Raw genomic sequence first — 18,521 nt, 5'->3', positions numbered from 1 at the left:
GTCTACGGTTGGGAATCGTGACTGCCGAGCAGCGGCCCAGAGTCGGGCACATCCAGTTCCTCAACTGCCTCCCCCTGTACTGGGGGCTCATGCGGTCGGGCGCACTGCTCGACGTGGACCTGTACAAGGACACGCCGGACCGGCTCAACACCGCTCTGGTCGCCGGTGACCTGGACATCGGCCCGATCTCGCTGGTCGAGTACCTGCGCAACGCCGACCAGTTGCTGCTGCTGCCGGACATCGCCGTCGGCAGTGACGGGCCGGTGCTGTCGGTCAACCTGGTGTCCACACTGCCCTTGGAGCAGTTGGACGGCCGCCGGGTCGCGCTGGGCTCGACGTCGCGTACCGGCGTCCTGCTGGCTCGCATGCTCCTCGCCGGCCGTTACCAGGCGAACCCGGAGTACTTCCGGTGCCCGCCCGACCTGACGGGGATGCTGCTGGAGGCCGATGCGGCGGTCCTGATCGGCGATGTCGCGCTGCGCGCGCTCTACGAGGCGCCGGGGCGGGGTCTCACCGTCACCGACCTCGGGCAGGCCTGGCGGGACTGGACCGGCCTGCCGATGGTCTTCGCCGTCTGGGCGGTCCGGCGTGACTTCGCCGAGGCCAACCCCGGCCAGGTCAAGGACGTGCACCAGGCCTTCCTGCGGTCGCGGGACCTGTCACTGCGCGAACTGGACGAGGTGGCCACCGCGGCGGCGCGGTGGGAGCCGTTCGACGCGGCCACGCTCGCCACGTACTTCCGCGCCCTGGACTTCTCCCTGGGGGCGCGGCAGGTCGACGGGGTACGCGAGTTCGCGCGGCGCGCGGCCGAGCTGGGGGCGGTGCCGGAACTGCCGGCCGACGGCCCGCAGTTCTTCAACGGCTGAGTTTCGAGGGCTGACCGGCCAGCCGCTGACCGTCAGTGGCTGGCCGTCAGTGGCTGGCCGGGGCCATCAGCTGTTGGGTGACCTGCTTGCAGGTATCGGCGCCGTACTGCTTGCCGAGCTTCGCCGGGTACCGGGTCAGGACGGACAGCACCCAGTCCGACTGGACTGCCAGGCAGTTGACGTGCCAGTTTCCGTCGTCGTACAGCAGAGTCCAACCGTTTTTGATCGCGGTGTCGTTGGCCATCTCAGCGGGCAGGGCGTCGATGATGCCCCACCGGCCGCCGTCGGGCTCCTCGTCGACGGTGCCGCGCACCTCGCGCATCTCGTTCAGTACCCAGTTCGTCCACTTGGCTCCGGCGGCCTTGCCATTGGCCACGCACTCTCCGAGCCGGACGGCGTCGCGCGCGCTGATCTGCGTCTTGCTCCACCACCCGTTGACCACCGTCGTCTCGGTGAGGCCGCAGGTGCTGATCATCCGTTTGATCGTCGTGCTGCGCCCGTTGACCTGGTAGATGTCCTCGGCGGCGTCGTCGTCGCTGTCGCGGATCATGCGGCTCAACTCGGCCAGCCGCTGGCTGGTGGGCTGCTTGGTTCCGAGTAGGCGCAGATAGTCAGCGGTCAGCCAGACCTTGATCATCGACTCGGTGCTGTTGATGCCCGAGATGTAGTTGGGCGACCCCGTGATCTTCCCGGTCTTTCGGTCGAGCAGGGCCCAGGAGGCAAAGCCCTTCACATCCAGGCTGACCGGGTGTGTCGTGAGCATGGGCCGTGCGGGCGGGGCCGGCTGGGCGGCGATCCGCAGGTTCCCGTGGCCCAGCAGCCGCCCGTCCGCCAGGATCGGCGCGGCGCCGGCCGGATTGTCGTTCAGCTGCAGAGCGTCGACCACGCGGGTGCGCAGGCTCGGTACTGCGGAGACGACGCCGACCGCGCCGAGGACAAGGGTGACCATCACGGCGGGCATGGTCACGCGGAGGCGCACAGAAAACTCCCTGGGCGTTGAGCGGGGGTGGTGCCACGGGCACCGGTCCATCGAGGCCGGTGTCCGTGGGCAGAGTAACCGACATCGCCCAGGTTCGGGCGACCATAGGCACTGGTTCGCAATGTTATGTCCTAATTGTTCGTGGTCTACCTCCCGTGCGGGAGCGCCGAAGCATTCACCTGAACGGGGTGGACCGATGGAAAGGTTGCTTGTTACAGCACGTTGCTAACAGCGCTGGCCGCTGTAACACTGATGGGGTGTACGGCAACGATTTCGCGGCGACCGGCGACGCTGGCGTCCCCGCGTCTGATGTCGCCGCGACCAGCGCTGGACGGACCCTGCTCGAGCAGGTCGAGGATGCCGAGCGTGAGTTGCGGTCGGCCTCCGAACGGTCGGTGGTCGGCGACGACCGGCTTCAGGATTACTTCGATGCGGTCATAAATGCCGACCAGAAAATCGAGCCACGCGACTGGATGCCCGATCCGTACCGGCTGGGCCTCATTCGGCAAATTGCCCAGCACGCGCACTCCGAGATCATCGGCATGCAGCCGGAAGGCAACTGGATCTCCCGCGCGCCGTCGTTGAAGCGCAAGGCGATCCTGCTGGCCAAGGTGCAGGATGAGGCGGGCCACGGGCTCTACCTGTACGCGGCGGCCGAGACGCTCGGCGTCTCCCGCTCCGACCTGGTGGATCAGCTGCTCACCGGGCGGCAGAAGTACTCCTCGATCTTCAACTACCCGACGTTGACCTGGGCCGACGTGGGCACCATCGGCTGGCTGGTCGACGGTGCGGCGATCGTCAACCAGGTTCCGCTGTGCCGCTGTTCGTACGGGCCGTACGCGCGGGCGATGATCCGCATCTGCAAGGAGGAGTCGTTCCACCAGCGGCAGGGGTTCGAGATTCTGCACACGCTCGCCCACGGCACGCCGGCCCAGCGGGCGATGGCCCAGGACGCGGTCAACCGCTGGTGGTACCCGTCGCTCGCGATGTTCGGCCCGCCCGACACCGCCTCCACCCACTCGGAGCAGTCGATGACGTGGAAGATCAAGCGCTTCTCCAACGATGAGCTACGCCAGCGCTTCGTCGACATGTGCGTACAGCAGGCGACTGTGCTGGGGCTGTCGCTGCCCGACCCGGACCTGCGCTGGAATGCCGAGCGCGACCACTACGACTTCACCCAGCCCGACTTCCACGAGCTGATGCGCGTGATCTCCGGCGACGGGCCGTGCAACCGGCAGCGCCTGGAGCATCGCCGCCGGGCACATGAAGAAGGCGCATGGGTACGTGAGGCAGCCGCGGCGTACGCGGCGAAGCGGGCAGCGAGGGAGCCGGCCGGTGTCTGATTCTCCGCTCTGGGAGGTCTTCGTGCGGCCCCGACGCGGCCTGGCGCACACGCACGTCGGTAGCCTGCACGCCCCGGACGCGGAGTTGGCCCTGCGTAACGCCCGCGACCTGTACACCCGCCGGCAGGAGGGCGTCTCGATCTGGGTGGTGCCGGCCGCTTCGATCGTCGCCAGTAGCCCGGACGAGAAGGACGCCTTCTTCGACCCGGCCGCGGACAAGGTGTACCGCCACCCGACCTTCTACGAGGTACCGGAAGGCGCGGGGCACATATGACCTCTGTGGACTACGTGCTCGGGCTCGGCGACGACGCGCTCGTCGCGGCGCAGCGGCTGGCGCAGTGGTGCGCGCGGGCACCTGAGCTGGAAGAGGACGTGGCCCTGGCCAACATCGCCCTCGACCAACTCGGTGCGGCGCGGCTGCTGCTCACGTACGCGGGGGAGCTGGAGGGGGCCGGCCGTGACGAGGATGCGCTGGCGTACCTGAGGGGCGACCGCGAGTACCGCAACTGCCTGCTCGTCGAGCTGCCGGAGCCCGACTTCGCGGTGACGATGGCCAAGCTGCTGTTCCTGTCGGCGTACCAGAAGCTGCGCTACGAGTGGCTCGCCGCCGCGGGGGACGAGCGGCTGTCGGCCGTCGCCGACAAGGCCCGTAAGGAGTCGGCGTACCACCTCGACCACGCATCACTGTGGACGGTCCGGCTCGGTGACGGCACGCCGGAATCGCACCGGCGCATGCAGGACGCCGTCGACCGGCTCTGGCCGTACACCCATGAGCTTTTCGAAGGCGACCACGCCGCGCTGCGCCCGCAGTGGCTGTCCCTGGTGACGGCCGTGCTGGACGAGGCGACGCTGACGCGGCCGGCCGACGGCGGCTGGGCGCCCGGCGGCGGCCGGCAGGGGCTGCATACCGAGCACCTGTCGTACCTGCTCGCCGAGTTGCAGGTGCTACACCGGGCGCACCCGGGGGCGCGCTGGTGAACGTCTACGACGTCGTCGCCGCCGTCGTGGATCCGGAGCTCCGCGTGGTGACAATCGCCGACCTGGGGATCCTGCGGGACGTGACGGTCGACGGGGAGCGCGTCACCGTGACCATCACGCCCACGTACTCCGGCTGCCCGGCGATGGACGTCATCCGGGCCGACATCCGGCAGGCACTGCGGTCGGCCGGCTACGCCGACCCCGAGATCGTCACGACGCTGCGCCCGGCGTGGAGCACCGACTGGATCACCGACGACGGCCGGTCGAAGCTGGCCGCGGCGGGGATCGCGCCGCCCGGCCCGTCCCGCGGGCCGATCGCCCTGACGCTCGGCGTACGCTGCCCGCGGTGCGGCTCGCCGAACACCGAGGAGCTGTCCCGCTTCGGTTCGACCGCTTGCAAGGCGCTGTGGCGCTGCCGCGCCTGCGCCGAACCGTTTGATCATGTGAAGGCCTACTGATGACCACCGTGACCATCAGGCGTCCGCAGCGGCGCCGGCCGGTCTTCCACGAGCTGCGGGTCATCGAGGTCCAGCGGCTCACCGACGACGCGGTGGCGGTCACGTTCGGGGTCCCGCCGAAGCTACGGGAGCTGTTCGCGTTCAAGGCCGGCCAGCACCTGACCGTTCGCCGGGTCGTCGACGACACCGACGTGCGCCGGTCGTACTCGATCAGCTCCACGCCACCGGATCTCGTGGAGCACGGCCGGCTGCGGATCGGTGTCAAGCAGGTCGCCGGGGGCGCGTTCTCCACCTATGCCCTGACCCTGCGCGAGGGTCAGACCGTCGAGGTCATGCCCCCGCTCGGCCACTTCACCACCGACTTCGACCCGGCCCGTACCCGGCACTACGCGGCGGTCGCCGCCGGCTCGGGCATCACGCCGGTGCTCTCGCTCGTCGCCACCGCGCTCGCCACCGAGCCGGAGAGCCGGTTCACGCTGTTCTTCGGCAACCGGTACGCCCGGAGCGTGATGTTCGCCGAGGAGCTGGCCGACCTGAAGGACCGGTACCCGACCCGGCTGCAGGTGGTGCACGTACTCTCCCGCGAGCCGCAGGGCGCCGAACTGCTCTCCGGGCGGATGGACGCCGACCGGTTGAATCGGCTGCTGGACGCGCTGCTGCCGGCCGACAGCGTCGACGAGTGGTTCCTGTGCGGCCCGTACGGCCTGGTCATCGACGCCAAGGCGGTGCTGGGGCGCAGGGGCGTCCCGGACGAGAAGGTGCATACCGAGCTGTTCCACGTCGAGGACGCGCCGATCCCCGCCCGCGAGTTACCCGCCGCGTCAGACGAAGTCGGCGCACAGGTCACGATCCTCCTGGACGGCCGTGCCTCCACCTTCACCATGCGCCGAGACGAGCGGATCCTCGACGCCGCGCTGCGGGTACGCGGGGAGTTGCCGTACGCGTGCAAGGGCGGGGTCTGCTCGACCTGCCGGGCGAAGGTCGTCGCGGGGGAGGTCGCGATGGCGCGCAACTTTGCCCTCGAACCGGCGGACCTGGCCGCCGGTTACGTGCTGACCTGCCAGTCCAGCCCGGTCACCGACGAGGTTCGAATCGACTACGACGCCTGACTGAGGAGGGCGTCCCGGTACCCCTCGTGGACGGTTACCGGGGCGCCCTCCTCAGCCACAGGGGACAGTTGCGGAGCACGTCACGTCACCGGGCACGGAGGTATTGCGTACCCTCAAGGCGTGAGTGGGAACCGGGAGCTCGACGACATCCTCCAGCGCGCGGCCGATGGTGGCCGGATCAGTCCAGAGGAGGCGCTGCTCCTCTACACCGATGCGCCACTGCATCCGCTCGGCGAGGCCGCCGACGCGGTGCGCCGCCGGCGTTACCCGGACGGCATCGTCACGTACATCATCGATCGCAACATCAACTACACGAACGTGTGCGTGACGGCCTGCAAGTTCTGCGCGTTCTACCGGGCGCCGAAGCACGCCGAGGGCTGGTCGCACTCTTTGGACGAGATCCTGCGGCGCTGCGCCGAGGCGGTTGCCCTGGGCGCGACGCAGGTCATGCTGCAGGGCGGCCACCACCCCGATTTCGGGGTTGAGTACTACGAAGAGCTCTTCTCGTCGGTCAAGCGGGAGTTCCCGGACCTGGTCATTCATTCGATCGGGCCGAGCGAGGTCCTGCACATGGCCAAGGTGTCGGGCACCTCGATCGAGGAGGCGCTGCGCCGGATCAAGGCCGCCGGCCTGGACTCGATCGCCGGTGCCGGGGCAGAGATGCTGCCGGCCCGCCCGCGTACCGCGATCGCTCCGTTGAAGGAGTCCGGCGAGCGCTGGCTCGAGGTCATGGAGACCGCTCACCACCTGGGCATCGAGTCGACCGCGACGATGATGATGGGCACCGGTGAGACCAACGCCGAGCGCATCGAACACATGCGGATGATCCGGGACGTTCAGGACCGTACCGGTGGCTTCCGGTCGTTCATCCCCTGGACGTACCAGCCGGAGAACAACCACCTCAAGGGCCGGACGCAGGCGACGTCGCTGGAGTACCTGCGGCTCATCGCGGTGGCCCGGCTGTTCTTCCACAACGTCGCCCACCTGCAGTCCTCGTGGCTGACGACGGGCAAGGACGTCGGTCAGGTGTCGCTGCACATGGGCGTCGACGACCTCGGCTCGATCATGCTGGAGGAGAACGTCATCTCCTCGGCCGGTGCCCGCCACCGCTCCAAGCTGACCGAGTTGGTCGAGATGATCCGCACCGCCGGGCGCATCCCTGCCCAGCGTGACACCCGGTACAACCACCTCAGGGTCCACTGGACGCCCGCCGACGACCCGACGGACGAGCGGGTGGTCTCCCACTTCTCGTCGATCGCCATGCCGGGTGGCGGCGCCGGGCGTTCGTTGCCGCTGGTGGAGACGCGTTAATCAGCACGCGGTCCTCGAATCAGCGCAGTTGGCGGCGTACTCCTGGTTTTGGCGCGGCGTCGGCGGGCAGTCACTGTGCCGCTCACCGACTAGTGCACCGCCACATAAGACCGGGAGCCGGCGTTCGGGTGCCGGCTCCCGGCCTGCCAACGGGCCCCCCGCGCGTCTTCACCGCCGGGGGCGCTGGCACAGTGTTCCCCGTGACACGTGCCAACCTGGACAAGCAGCCGCACGAAGTGGCGGCCATGTTCGACGGGGTCGCCAAGCGCTACGACCTGACCAACACCGTCCTGTCGTTCGGGCGTGACCGCGGCTGGCGTCGCGCGACCCGGCTGGCTCTCGACCTGAAGCCCGGTGAGCGGGTGCTGGACCTCGGCGCCGGCACCGGCGTATCGACCGAGGAGTTGGCGCGGTCGGGGGCGTACGCGGTCGGTGCGGACCTGTCCCTGGGCATGCTGCAGGCCGGTCACCAGCACCGGCCCGAGGTGCCGTTGCTGGCCGGCGACGCCCTGGCGCTCCCGTTTGCGGATGCAACTTTTGACGCGGTCACGATCTCGTTCGCTCTGCGCAACATTGTGGACGCTGACGCCGCGCTGCGGGAGATGGCCCGGGTGACGCGACCGGGCGGCCGGTTGGTGGTGTGCGAGTTCAGCCACCCGACCGTGGCCCCGTTCCGCACGGCGTACATGAGCTACCTGATGCGCGCGCTCCCTGAGGTGGCGCGGCGCGTGGCGAGCAACCCGGACGCCTACGTCTACCTGGCCGAGTCGATCCGGGCCTGGCCGGATCAGGCCGGCCTGGCCACCCGTATCGGCGCGAACGGATGGGGCAAGGTGGCGTGGCGCAACCTCACCGGCGGGATCGTCGCCCTGCACCGGGCCATCCGGCCCTAACTTCCGGCGCCCTGCGGCCCCGAATCAGTACCGGTGACAAAAAGTCATCGACATTAGGTCTGCCTAACAAGCGATCTGCACCACATCGGTTCTACACTTCACGCCGGGCACTTTGTGAAGACTTTCACGAGCGGCCGGCGGTAGGTCAACACGGGCCCAACGAGGCCGGGAGGTGGCTGTGAGCGACGCGGACGTCATCGTCGTCGGCGCTGGACCGGGTGGCTCCTCGGCCGCCTATCATCTCGCCCAGCACGGACTCAGGGTGCTGTTGCTGGAGAAGACCGAGTTCCCGCGGGAGAAGGTCTGCGGCGACGGTTTGACCCCGCGTGCGGTCAAGCAGTTGGTCAAGATGGGGATCGACACCTCTGAGAAGGCCGGCTGGCTGCACAACAAGGGGCTGCGCGTCATCGGCGGCGGTGTCCGGCTGGAACTGGCCTGGCCCGATCTGGCGAGTTTCCCCAACTACGGGCTGACCCGTACCCGGATGGACTTCGACCAGCTGCTCGCCACCCGCGCCAGCGAGGCGGGCGCGGTCCTCAAGACCGGCACCAACGTGACCGGTCCGATCCTCGACTCCTCCGGCCGGGCCGTCGGCGTCAAGGCGACCGCCGGCGGAGAGCCGGTCGAGTACCGCGCGCCGCTCGTCATCGCGGCCGACGGGGTCTCCGGGCGGTTCGCGCTGGCGCTCGGCCTCGCCAAGCGGGAAGACCGGCCGATGGGGGTGGCCGTCCGGCGCTACTACCGCAGCCCCGCCAAGCATGACGACGACTACCTGGAGTCGTGGCTGGAACTGCGCAGCAAGGAGCACCCCGAGAAGCTGCTGCCCGGGTACGGGTGGATCTTCGGGATGGGCGACGGCCGGGTCAACGCCGGCCTCGGGGTGCTCAACTCGTCGGCCGCCTTCGGCAAGACCAACTACCGCACGCTGCTCACCGACTGGCTGTCGTCCACGCCGGACGACTGGCAGCTGAACGACGAGGCCCACGCCGACGGTGGTATCCAGGGCGCGGCGCTGCCGATGGGCTTCAACCGGGTGCCGCACTACACCCGTGGCGTGCTGCTGGTCGGCGACTGCGGCGGCATGGTCAACCCCTTCAACGGCGAGGGGATCGCGTACGCCATGGAGTCCGGTGAACTGGCGGCCGAGGTGGCCGTTCAGGCCCTCGCCCGCCCGGCCGGTCCCGAGCGGGAGCGGGCGTTCGCTGCGTACCCCGCCGAACTGAAGGCGCGCTACGGCGGCTACTACCGGCTGGGTAACTGGTTCGTGAAGCTGATCGGCCACCCCGAGGTCATGCGGATCGCCACCAAGCACGGTATGCCGCACCCAACGCTGATGCGGTTTGTCCTCAAGCTGTTGGCCAACCTCACCGATCCCCGTGGGGGCGACGCCATGGACCGGATCATCACCGCATTGACGAAGGTGGCGCCGGCGGCATGACACCCCGACAGCAGGCGGTCCAAGAGCAGGAATAGTGTGAAGTCCCCTACGGGCCGGATCGGTGATCGGTAACACACCGAGACACGGACGTAGGGGCACCGGAACAGGGAAAGGACGGAGCAGGCTTCAGCCATGTCGCTCTCGGCGTACATACCCATCGTGGGGCTTTTGGCCCTCGGAGCCGCGTTCGCACTGTTCTCGGTGGCGATCGCGCCGTTCACCGGCCCCCGCCGCTACAACAAGGCCAAGCTCGACGCGTACGAGTGTGGCATCGAGCCGACCCCGCAGCCCATCGGCGGCGGCCGCTTCCCGGTCAAGTACTACCTGACCGCGATGCTCTTCATCGTGTTCGACATCGAGATCATCTTCCTGTACCCGTGGGCGGTGTCCTTCAACGCGCTCGGCCTGTTCGGGTTCGTGGAGATGGTGCTCTTCATCACGACCGTGTTCGTCGCGTACGCCTACGTCTGGCGGCGCGGCGGGCTGGACTGGGACTGATCATGGGTATCGAAGAGAAGCTCCCCAGCGGCGTCCTGCTCACCAGCGTCGAGAAGTTGGTGAACTGGTCCCGCAAGGCGTCGATGTGGCCGGCGACGTTCGGCCTCGCGTGCTGCGCCATCGAGATGATGGCCTCCGGCGGTGCCCGCTACGACATGGCCCGCTTCGGTATGGAGGTCTTCCGGCCGAGCCCGCGCCAGGCCGACCTCATGATTGTTGCCGGTCGGGTCAGCCAGAAAATGGCCCCCGTGCTCCGCCAGATCTACGACCAGATGGCCGAGCCCAAGTGGGTCCTGTCCATGGGCGTCTGCGCGAGCAGCGGCGGCATGTTCAACAACTACGCCATCGTGCAGGGCGTCGACCACATCGTGCCGGTCGACATGTACCTGCCGGGATGCCCGCCGCGCCCCGAGATGCTCATCGACGCGATCCTGCGGCTGCACGAGAAGGTCATGCACGAGCCGCTCGGTGAGAAGCGCCGCAAGCAGCTCGAGGCCATCCGCGAGCGCGAGGGTGCGCCGGTGGTCGAGCCCGGCGAGATGCCGTCGAGCTACCGCTTCAACAAGCAGCGCAGGGCGGAGTGGCTGAAGGCGTCCGCCCAGGGCCGCGAGGAGCAGCTGCGAATCCAGAAGTGGATGGAGGAGCGGGCGCGCATCGCAGGCACCGTGTCGCGCAAGAACGGAGGGTCTCGGTGAGCGAGCCAAAAGTACCGGTCGAGACCGAGCCCGAGGGCGCCTACACCGGCGCGCCGGCCGACTATCCGCCGTCCACCCCCGCGGGCATCGGCATGTTCGGGGTCAGCGGCTCCGGTGACACGTCCGGCTTCGGTGGCCTGGTCCGCCGGCGCAGCGTCGCCCTCGACACCCCGCGCCCGTACGGCGGGTACTTCGACGAGGTCGTCGACTCCCTCGAAGCCGCGTACCCGGGCTTCAGCGACGCGATCGAGAAGGTCATCGTCGACCGGGGTGAGCTCACCCTGCACGTCAAGGCCGAGCGCATCGCCGAGGTGTGCCAGGCCCTGCGCGACGACCTCGCGCTGCGGTTCGAGCTGTGTTCGTCCGTGTCCGGCGTCGACTACCTCGGTGGAGACGCCAAGCGACTGCATGCCGTGTACCACCTGACCTCGATGACCTACCGCCGCCGGATCCGGCTCGAAGCCGCCGTGTCGGCCGAGGACCCGCACCTACCGAGCGTAACCACCGTCTACCCGACTGCCGACTGGCAGGAGCGTGAGGCGTACGACATGTTCGGCATCATCTTCGACGGCCACCCCAACCTCACCCGGATCTTGATGCCGGACGACTGGGAGGGGTACCCGCAGCGCAAGGACTACCCGTTGGGTGGCGTACCCGTCGAGTACAAGGGCGCCGAGATCCCACCGCCCGACCAGCGCAGGAGTTACCAGTGACGAATACTGACTACGCCAGCGCGCGCGAGACGACTGAGGGCAAGGTCTTCACCGTCACCGGTGGTGACTGGGACGACGTCGTCAGCGGTGCCGACCCGCTCGCCGACGAGCGGATCGTCGTCAACATGGGCCCGCAGCACCCGTCGACCCACGGCGTGCTCCGGCTGGTCCTCGAACTCGAGGGCGAGACGGTCACCGAGGTCCGCCTGGTCATCGGCTACCTGCACACCGGAATCGAGAAGAACCTCGAGTTCCGCAACTGGACGCAGGGCAGCACGTTCGTCACCCGCATGGACTACCTGGCTCCCATGTTCAACGAGACCGGGTACGCCTTCGCGGTGGAGAAGCTGCTCGGGATCACCGACCAGATCCCGGACCGGGCCAAGACGATCCGGATCCTGATGATGGAGCTCAACCGGATCTCGTCGCACCTGGTGTGGCTGGCGACGACCGGCATGGAGCTGGGCGCGCTGTCGATGATGATCTACGGCTTCCGGGAGCGGGAGTACATCCTCGACATCTTCGAGCTCGCCTCCGGCCTGCGCATGAACCACGCGTACGTGCGCCCGGGCGGCCTGGCCCAGGACATCCCGGACGAGGCGATCGCGCGGATCCGCGAGCTCGTGAAGTTCATGCCCGACCGGCTGAACATGTACGAGGACCTGCTGTCGGGCAACGTGATCTGGCAGGAGCGCACCAAGGGTGTCGCGGTCCTCGACGCCGCCGGCTGCCTGGCGCTCGGCATCACCGGCCCGGTGCTGCGCTCCGCGGGGCTGCCCTGGGACCTGCGCAAGACCATGCCGTACGGCGGCTACGAGACGTACGACTTCGACGTGGTGACCAGCACCGACGCCGATGTGTGGGGTCGCTACCAGGTTCGGCTGAACGAGATGCGGCAGAGCCTGCGCATCATCGAGCAGGCCCTGGAGCGGCTCGAACCGGGCCCGGTCATGGTGGCCGACCGCAAGATCGCCTGGCCGGCGCAGCTGGCCGTCGGCGCCGACGGTATGGGCAACTCCCTCGAACACGTCGCCAAGATCATGGGGCAGTCGATGGAGTCCCTCATCCACCACTTCAAGCTGGTGACCGAAGGCTTCCGGGTGCCGTCGGGCCAGGTGTACCTGCAGATCGAGTCGCCCCGTGGCGAGCTGGGCGTGCACGCCGTCTCCGACGGCGGGACCCGGCCGTACCGGGTGCACTACCGGGAGCCGAGCTTCGTGAACCTCCAGGCGATCCCGGCGATGGCCGAGGGCGGCCTGATCGCCGACGTGATCGCCGGTGGCGCTTCGCTGGACCCCGTGATGGGCGGATGTGACCGATGAGCGAGACCTTTACCGAAGAGACCCGCGAGCGGGCCCGGGCCATCATGGCCCGCTACCCGGCCGGGCGGGAGCGCTCGGCCCTGCTGCCGATGCTGCACCTCGTGCAGTCGGTGGAGGGGTACGTCTCGCCGGACGGCATGGCGTTCTGCGCCGAGATGCTGGGCATCACCAAGGCTCAGGTCGCGGCGGTCGCCACCTTCTACACCATGTACAAGCGGCGGCCCGTCGGTGACTGGCTGGTCAGCGTGTGCACCAACACGATGTGCGGCGTGCTCGGCGGCGACAAGGCGTACAAGGCGCTCAGCGAGCACCTCGGCGTGGGGCACGATGAGACGACCGAGGACGGCAGGATCACGCTCGAGCACGCGGAGTGCCTCGCGGCCTGCGACTACGCGCCGGTCATGACCGTCAACTACGAGTTCTTCGACCAGATCGACGCCGACCAGGCGCTCGACCTCGTCAAGCAGTTGGAGAACGGTGAGCGCCCGCAGCCGACCCGCGGGCCGCGGCTGTGCACCTTCAAGGAGGCTTCGCTGCAGCTCGCCGGCTGGTCCGACGACCGGCAGGGCGCGGTCGGGGAGGGGCCGGCCGGGGAGCCGACCCTCGCGGGCAACCGGCTCGCCGAGCGGTTCGGCGTCACGGTGGCGGGCTTCGACCCGAACACCCCGATCAGCCGCCGCGAAGACAAGGGCTCGGGCCCCGGCAACAGCGTGCCGCCGTCGGCACCGAAGCCGGCCTCAGATGGCAAGCCCGCCGGTGACGCGCCGGCGGTTGGTAAGGAGTCCAAGTGAGCAACCCATCCCAGGGCGCTCTCGCCAAGCTCACCCCCGTCCTCACCAAGCGCTGGCTGTCGCCGGACGCCTGGAAGATCAGCATGTACGAGCGGCTCGACGGGTACACCGCGCTGCGCAAGGCGTTCAAGGCGCACCCGGACGAGTTGATCCAGCTGATGAAGGACTCGGGCCTGCGCGGCCGCGGTGGCGCCGGCTTCCCGACCGGCATGAAGTGGGGCTTCATCCCGCAGAACGACGGTAAGCCGCACTACCTGGTGGTCAACGCCGACGAGGGCGAGCCGGGCACCTGCAAGGACCTGCCGCTGATGATGGCCGACCCGCACTCGCTGGTCGAAGGCATCATCATCGCCGCGTACGCGATCCGTGCGAACTTCGCCGCGATCTACATCCGGGGCGAGGCCATGCACTCCGCCCGGCGGCTGCGCAGCGCGGTCGACGAGGCGTACCAGCGGGGCTACCTGGGCCGCAACATCCTGGGCTCCGGATTCGACCTGGACCTCGTCGTCCACAGTGGCGCGGGCGCGTACATCTGCGGTGAGGAGACGGCGCTGCTGGACTCCCTCGAGGGCTTCCGCGGCCAGCCCCGGCTCAAGCCGCCGTTCCCGGCTACGCACGGCCTGTACAGCTCGCCGACGGTCGTCAACAACGTCGAAACGATCTGCAGCGTGCCCTACATCGTGCTGGGCGGCTCCGCCTGGTGGAAGACGATGGGCACCGAGAAGTCGCCCGGCCCGAAGATCTACTCCATCTCCGGCCGCGTCGCCAACCCCGGTCAGTACGAGTGCTCGCTCGGCATCACCCTGCGCGAACTGCTGGAACTGGCCGGCGGCATGCAGGACGGGCACGAGCTGAGGTTCTGGACTCCGGGTGGGTCGTCGACTCCGCTGCTGACCGCCGAGCACCTCGACGTGCCGATGGACTTCGAGTCGATGGCGGCCGCGGGCACGATGCTCGGCACCACGGCGGTGCAGATCTTCTCCGACTCCGACTGCCCGGTCTACGCGACGTACCGGTGGATCGAGTTCTACCACCACGAGTCGTGCGGCAAGTGCACCCCCTGCCGGGAGGGCAACTACTGGATGGCGCACGTGCTGCGCCGGATCCTGTCGGGCGCGGGCACCCACGAGGACCTGGACACCCTGCTCGACACCTGCGACAACCTGCTCGGACGGTCGTTCTGCGCCCTCGGCGACGGCGCGACCAGCCCGGTGACGTCGTCGATCAAGTACTTCAAGCAGGACTACCTGGACTACATCGAGGGCCGCAAGGCTCCGATGTTCGGCGCCGGCGAACTGGTAGGTGCGCACTAATGACGTCCGTGGAAAAGGCCGCAGACACCGTCAAGCTCACCATCGACGGCATCGAGGTGGAGGCGCCGAAGGGCGCGCTGCTTATCCGCGTCGCGGAGCAGATGGGCATCGCGATCCCGCGCTTCTGCGACCACCCGCTCCTGGCACCCGCCGGCGCCTGCCGGCAGTGCCTGGTCGAGGTGGAGGGCCAGCGCAAGCCGGTCGCCTCGTGTACGCAGGCGGTCGCCGACGGCATGGTCGTCAAGACCCAGCGGTCGTCCGAGGTCGCGAAGAAGGCACAAGAGGGGATCATGGAGTTTCTCCTGATCAACCACCCTCTCGACTGCCCGATGTGCGACAAGGGCGGCGAGTGCCCGCTGCAGAACCAGGCGATGTCCACCGGTCGCCCGGAGTCCCGGTTCCACGAGCCCAAGCGCGAGTACGAGAAGCCGATGGCCATCTCCTCGCAGGTGCTCCTGGACCGGGAGCGGTGCGTGCTGTGCCAGCGCTGCACCCGGTTCTCCGACGAGATCGCCGGTGACAAGTTCATCGACCTGATGGAGCGCGGCGCGGCCGAGCAGATCGGCGTGTTCCGCGGCGACGCCGCGACGCCGGACGACGATGAGCCGTTCAACTCCTACTTCTCCGGCAACACGGTGCAGATCTGCCCGGTCGGCGCGCTGACCGGCGCCCAGTACCGGTTCCGGGCCCGGCCGTTCGACCTGGTCTCCACGCCCAGTGTGTGCGAGCACTGCTCAGCCGGCTGCTCGATGCGTGCCGACCACCGGCGCGGCAAGGTCATGCGCCGGCTGGCCGGTGACGACCCGGCGGTCAACGAAGAGTGGAACTGCGACAAGGGCCGTTGGGGCTTCCAGTACGCCAACGCCTTCGACCGGATCACAGCCCCGCTCGTACGCGACGCCAAGACCGGTGAGCTGCGCGAGGCGAGCTGGCCCGAGGCGCTGAGCGTCGCGGCCGAGGGGCTGGCCCGGGCGCGGGACAACGGCGGCGTCGGTGTGCTCACCGGCGGCCGGCTCACCGTCGAGGACGCGTACGCGTACGCGAAGTTCGCCCGGGTCGCCCTCGCAACCAACGACATCGACTTCCGGGCCCGGCCGCTGTCCGCCGAGGAGACCGAGTTCCTCGCGAGCTCCGTCGTCGGCCGGGTCGAGGTCACCTACGCCGAGGTGGAGACGGCCCCGGCGGTGGTGATCGTCGGCCTGGAGCCGGAGGAGGAGTGCCCGATCCTGTTCCTGCGGCTGCGCAAGGCGTGGCGCAAGAACAAGCTGCGGGCCATCGCCGTCGCGCCGTTCACCACCCGCGGGTACGCCAAGATTGGCGCCACCGTGCTGCCGACGGTCCCCGGCAACGAGGCCTCGGTACTCGCCGAGAGCAGCGCCATCCGCACCGCGCTCAGCGAGCCCGGCGCGATCCTGTTCGTCGGTGAGCGCCTCGCCACCGTCCCCGGTGGCCTCTCGGCCGCCGCGGACCTCGCCGCCGAGACCGGCGCCCGGCTCGCCTGGGTGCCGCGGCGCGCCGGCGACCGCGGTGCGCTGGAAGCGGGCTGCCTGCCCAACCTGCTACCCGGCTCGCGGCCGGTCAGCGACGCCGGCGCGCTCGGCGAGCTGACCCAGGTGTGGGAGATGGGCGACAGCCCCATGCCCACGGCGCCGGGCCGGGACACCGACGCGATCATCGCGGCGGCGGCCGCCGGTTCCCTGGGCGGCCTGGTGGTGGCCGGGGTCGAACCCGGTGACCTGGCGCAGCCCCGGTTCGCGGAGGAGGCCCTCGACCGGGTCGGCTTCCTGGTCAGCATCGAGCTGCGGCGCAGCGCCGTCGCCAATCGGGCGGACGTGGTCTTCCCGGTCGCGCCCGCCGTCGAGAAGGCCGGCGCCTACGTCGACTGGGAGGGCCGGATCCGCCCGTTCGACGCCGTCCTTCGCACGACGGCGATGAGCGACGCGCGGGTGCTGGACGCGCTCGCCGCCGAGATGGGTGTCCAGCTCGGCTGCGGCGACGTGCTGGAAGTGCGCCGGCAGCTTGCCGCCCTCGCGAACACCCGGACCCCGCTGCCCGCGCCGCCGCGCTTCCGGGCGGCCGGGGTGACCGTGCCGCCGGCCGAGCCGGTCGTCGCCGGTCGCCGGCGGGTCATCCTCGCGACCTGGCACCAGCTCATCGACCTCGGTTCGCTGCAGGACGGCGACGAGTACCTGGCCGGAACCGCGCGGCCGGCCGTCGTCACGCTCTCCAAGGCGACCGCTAGTGGCCTGGCCGTGGCAGATGGTGACCCCCTCACCGTCCGCTCCGAGCAGGGCGCGATCACGCTCCCGGCCATGATCGTCGACGACATGGTCGACGGCGTGGTGTGGGTGCCGACCAACTCGGCCGGGTCCACGGTCCGCCGCACGCTCGGCGTGACCGCAGGGGCCGTGGTCGAGATCAGCGCAGGAGGTGCCGAGTGACCCTCGCAGCCGGCTCAGTGGACCAGTTCGGCCACGACCCGTGGTGGCTGGTCCTCATCAAGATCGTTGGTATCTTCGCGTTCCTCGTGGTGATGACGCTCTTCACCATCTGGTACGAGCGCCGCGCCGTCGCGTACATGCAGGTGCGCCCGGGGCCCAACCGCAACGGCCCGTTCGGTCTGCTGCAGTCGCTGGCCGACGGCCTGAAGCTGGGGCTCAAGGAAGAGATCCTCCCCAAGCTGGCCGACAAGGCGGTGTACTTCATCGCCCCGGTCATCTCGGCCACCTGCGCGTTCACCGCCTTCGCGGTCATGCCCCTCGGCCCGAGCGTCAGCTGGTTCGGCCACATGTCGCCGATCCAGCTCACCGACATCCCGGTCGCGGTGCTGCTGATCCTGGCCTGCTCGTCGATGGGCATCTACGGCGTCGTGCTCGCCGGCTGGGCCTCCGGCTCGACCTACCCGCTGCTGGGCGGCCTGCGATCGAGCGCTCAGATGATCTCGTACGAGGTCGCGATGGGCCTGTCGATCGTCGCCGTGTTCATCCAGGCCGGCAGCATGTCGACCAGCGAGATCGTCGAGGCGCAGGCGCACGGGACGACCTGGAACCTGTTCGGCCTGACGCTCACCGCGCCGAGCTGGTACGCGCTGCTGCTCGTCCCGAGCTTCCTCATCTACTTCGTCTCTGCGGTCGGTGAGACCAACCGGGCCCCGTTCGACCTGCCCGAGGCGGAGTCGGAGCTGGTCGGTGGCTTCCACACCGAGTACTCGTCGTTCAAGTTCGCGATGTTCTTCCTCGCCGAGTACATCAACATGGTCACCGTCTCCGGTCTGTGCGCGACGCTGTTCCTCGGCGGCTGGCGGGCGCCGTGGCCGGTCACGATCTGGAGCCACGCCAACTCCGGCTGGTGGCCGGTGCTGTGGTTCACCGCCAAGGTGCTGCTCCTGCTGTTCGTGTTCGTGTGGCTGCGCGGCACCCTGCCCCGGCTGCGCTACGACCAGTTCATGCGGTTCGGCTGGAAGGCCCTCATTCCGATCAACCTGGTCTGGATCCTCGGCCTGGCCGGCCTGCGCACCCTGCAGAACTCCGCCCTGGAGAGCCGGATCAAGATGTTCATCACGGTCGCGGTGGTGCTGATCGTCGCGGCGGTCTGGGTGCTGTGGCCCGCCAAGGAGAAGTCGAAGGTGCCGACCGGCATCGAGGGCATCGACCCGGCCGGTCGCGTGGGCGGCGCCGAGGGCTTCCCGATGCCGCCGTTGAACCTGGAGGTCCCGCCGAGCCCGCGGGCCCCGCGGTTGACCGCCGAGCGCGAGCCCGTACCCGTCGGGCCGGCGACCGGCGACAAGAACGCCACCGAGCAGGAAGGCCGGTAA

General features: G+C 69.2%; 17 protein-coding genes and 1 pseudogene. 17 read left to right on the top strand and 1 reads right to left on the bottom strand.

Going from position 1 to position 18,521, the window contains the following annotated elements; translation table 11 throughout:
- Positions 1 to 17 precede the first annotated feature (17 nt).
- Positions 18 to 866 (top strand): menaquinone biosynthetic enzyme MqnA/MqnD family protein, encoded by an 849-nt coding sequence (locus tag HC028_RS07435; RefSeq protein ID WP_239075451.1) that lies wholly within the window; start codon positions 18 to 20, stop codon positions 864 to 866.
- A 46-nt stretch (positions 867 to 912) separates the two neighbouring features.
- On the opposite strand, the gene HC028_RS07430 is transcribed toward HC028_RS07435, so the two are convergent.
- The gene (locus HC028_RS07430; RefSeq protein ID WP_168074429.1) at positions 913 to 1,845 is read right to left on the bottom strand and encodes a hypothetical protein; all 933 of its coding nucleotides are present in this window, start codon (positions 1,843 to 1,845) and stop codon (positions 913 to 915) included.
- A gap of 257 nt (positions 1,846 to 2,102) precedes the next feature.
- On the opposite strand from HC028_RS07430, the gene paaA reads away from it, so the two are divergent.
- The 16 genes and pseudogenes from paaA (at position 2,103) to nuoH (ending at position 18,521) form a co-directional block, all read left to right on the top strand.
- Positions 2,103 to 3,188: a 1,2-phenylacetyl-CoA epoxidase subunit PaaA gene (gene paaA / locus HC028_RS07425; RefSeq protein ID WP_168074427.1), complete on the top strand. Its 1,086-nt coding sequence runs from the start codon at positions 2,103 to 2,105 to the stop codon at positions 3,186 to 3,188.
- Positions 3,181 to 3,462 (top strand): 1,2-phenylacetyl-CoA epoxidase subunit PaaB, encoded by a 282-nt coding sequence (gene paaB, locus HC028_RS07420; RefSeq protein WP_168074425.1) that lies wholly within the window; start codon positions 3,181 to 3,183, stop codon positions 3,460 to 3,462. The genes paaA and paaB overlap by 8 nt, the downstream gene beginning before the upstream one ends.
- Complete coding sequence (gene paaC / locus HC028_RS07415; RefSeq protein WP_168074423.1) at positions 3,459 to 4,166, top strand: 1,2-phenylacetyl-CoA epoxidase subunit PaaC; 708 nt, start codon at positions 3,459 to 3,461, stop codon at positions 4,164 to 4,166. Before paaB ends, paaC begins: the two co-directional genes overlap by 4 nt.
- Positions 4,160 to 4,624 carry a 1,2-phenylacetyl-CoA epoxidase subunit PaaD gene (paaD, locus tag HC028_RS07410; RefSeq protein WP_168075102.1) on the top strand — a complete coding sequence of 155 codons (465 nt, stop codon included), beginning with the start codon at positions 4,160 to 4,162 and terminating at the stop codon, positions 4,622 to 4,624. Before paaC ends, paaD begins: the two co-directional genes overlap by 7 nt.
- The gene (paaE, locus tag HC028_RS07405; protein ID WP_168074414.1) at positions 4,624 to 5,733 is read left to right on the top strand and encodes a 1,2-phenylacetyl-CoA epoxidase subunit PaaE; all 1,110 of its coding nucleotides are present in this window, start codon (positions 4,624 to 4,626) and stop codon (positions 5,731 to 5,733) included. The genes paaD and paaE overlap by 1 nt, the downstream gene beginning before the upstream one ends.
- A gap of 120 nt (positions 5,734 to 5,853) precedes the next feature.
- Positions 5,854 to 7,044 carry a cyclic dehypoxanthinyl futalosine synthase gene (gene mqnC, locus HC028_RS07400; RefSeq protein ID WP_168074404.1) on the top strand — a complete coding sequence of 397 codons (1,191 nt, stop codon included), beginning with the start codon at positions 5,854 to 5,856 and terminating at the stop codon, positions 7,042 to 7,044.
- A 200-nt stretch (positions 7,045 to 7,244) separates the two neighbouring features.
- Complete coding sequence (locus tag HC028_RS07395) at positions 7,245 to 7,937, top strand: demethylmenaquinone methyltransferase (protein ID WP_168074394.1); 693 nt, start codon at positions 7,245 to 7,247, stop codon at positions 7,935 to 7,937.
- Between the two features lie 178 nt (positions 7,938 to 8,115).
- Positions 8,116 to 9,375, top strand: coding sequence for a geranylgeranyl reductase family protein (locus HC028_RS07390; protein WP_239075450.1), 1,260 nt, complete (start codon positions 8,116 to 8,118; stop codon positions 9,373 to 9,375).
- Positions 9,376 to 9,507: 132 nt separating this feature from the next.
- Positions 9,508 to 9,873: an NADH-quinone oxidoreductase subunit A gene (locus tag HC028_RS07385; protein WP_168074390.1), complete on the top strand. Its 366-nt coding sequence runs from the start codon at positions 9,508 to 9,510 to the stop codon at positions 9,871 to 9,873.
- Between the two features lie 2 nt (positions 9,874 to 9,875).
- Entirely contained in the window at positions 9,876 to 10,568 is a 693-nt protein-coding gene (locus HC028_RS07380) for a NuoB/complex I 20 kDa subunit family protein (protein WP_168074388.1), read from the top strand.
- Positions 10,565 to 11,281, top strand: coding sequence for an NADH-quinone oxidoreductase subunit C (locus tag HC028_RS07375; protein WP_168074386.1), 717 nt, complete (start codon positions 10,565 to 10,567; stop codon positions 11,279 to 11,281). Before HC028_RS07380 ends, HC028_RS07375 begins: the two co-directional genes overlap by 4 nt.
- The gene (locus HC028_RS07370; RefSeq protein ID WP_168074384.1) at positions 11,278 to 12,603 is read left to right on the top strand and encodes an NADH-quinone oxidoreductase subunit D; all 1,326 of its coding nucleotides are present in this window, start codon (positions 11,278 to 11,280) and stop codon (positions 12,601 to 12,603) included. Before HC028_RS07375 ends, HC028_RS07370 begins: the two co-directional genes overlap by 4 nt.
- A pseudogene (nuoE, locus tag HC028_RS07365) lies at positions 12,600 to 13,388 on the top strand (NADH-quinone oxidoreductase subunit NuoE); the annotation flags it as partial. The gene HC028_RS07370 and the pseudogene nuoE, both read left to right, overlap by 4 nt.
- Positions 13,389 to 13,390: 2 nt before the next feature.
- Positions 13,391 to 14,707: an NADH-quinone oxidoreductase subunit NuoF gene (nuoF, locus tag HC028_RS07360; protein WP_168074380.1), complete on the top strand. Its 1,317-nt coding sequence runs from the start codon at positions 13,391 to 13,393 to the stop codon at positions 14,705 to 14,707.
- Positions 14,707 to 17,148 (top strand): NADH-quinone oxidoreductase subunit G, encoded by a 2,442-nt coding sequence (locus HC028_RS07355; protein ID WP_168074378.1) that lies wholly within the window; start codon positions 14,707 to 14,709, stop codon positions 17,146 to 17,148. The genes nuoF and HC028_RS07355 overlap by 1 nt, the downstream gene beginning before the upstream one ends.
- Complete coding sequence (gene nuoH / locus HC028_RS07350) at positions 17,145 to 18,521, top strand: NADH-quinone oxidoreductase subunit NuoH (protein WP_168074376.1); 1,377 nt, start codon at positions 17,145 to 17,147, stop codon at positions 18,519 to 18,521. Before HC028_RS07355 ends, nuoH begins: the two co-directional genes overlap by 4 nt.

Source organism: Planosporangium flavigriseum (assembly GCF_011947225.1).
Lineage (GTDB): Bacteria > Actinomycetota > Actinomycetes > Mycobacteriales > Micromonosporaceae > Planosporangium > Planosporangium flavigriseum.
Note: the sequence above shows the minus strand (reverse complement) of the source record. Positions and strands in the feature narration are given on the sequence as shown.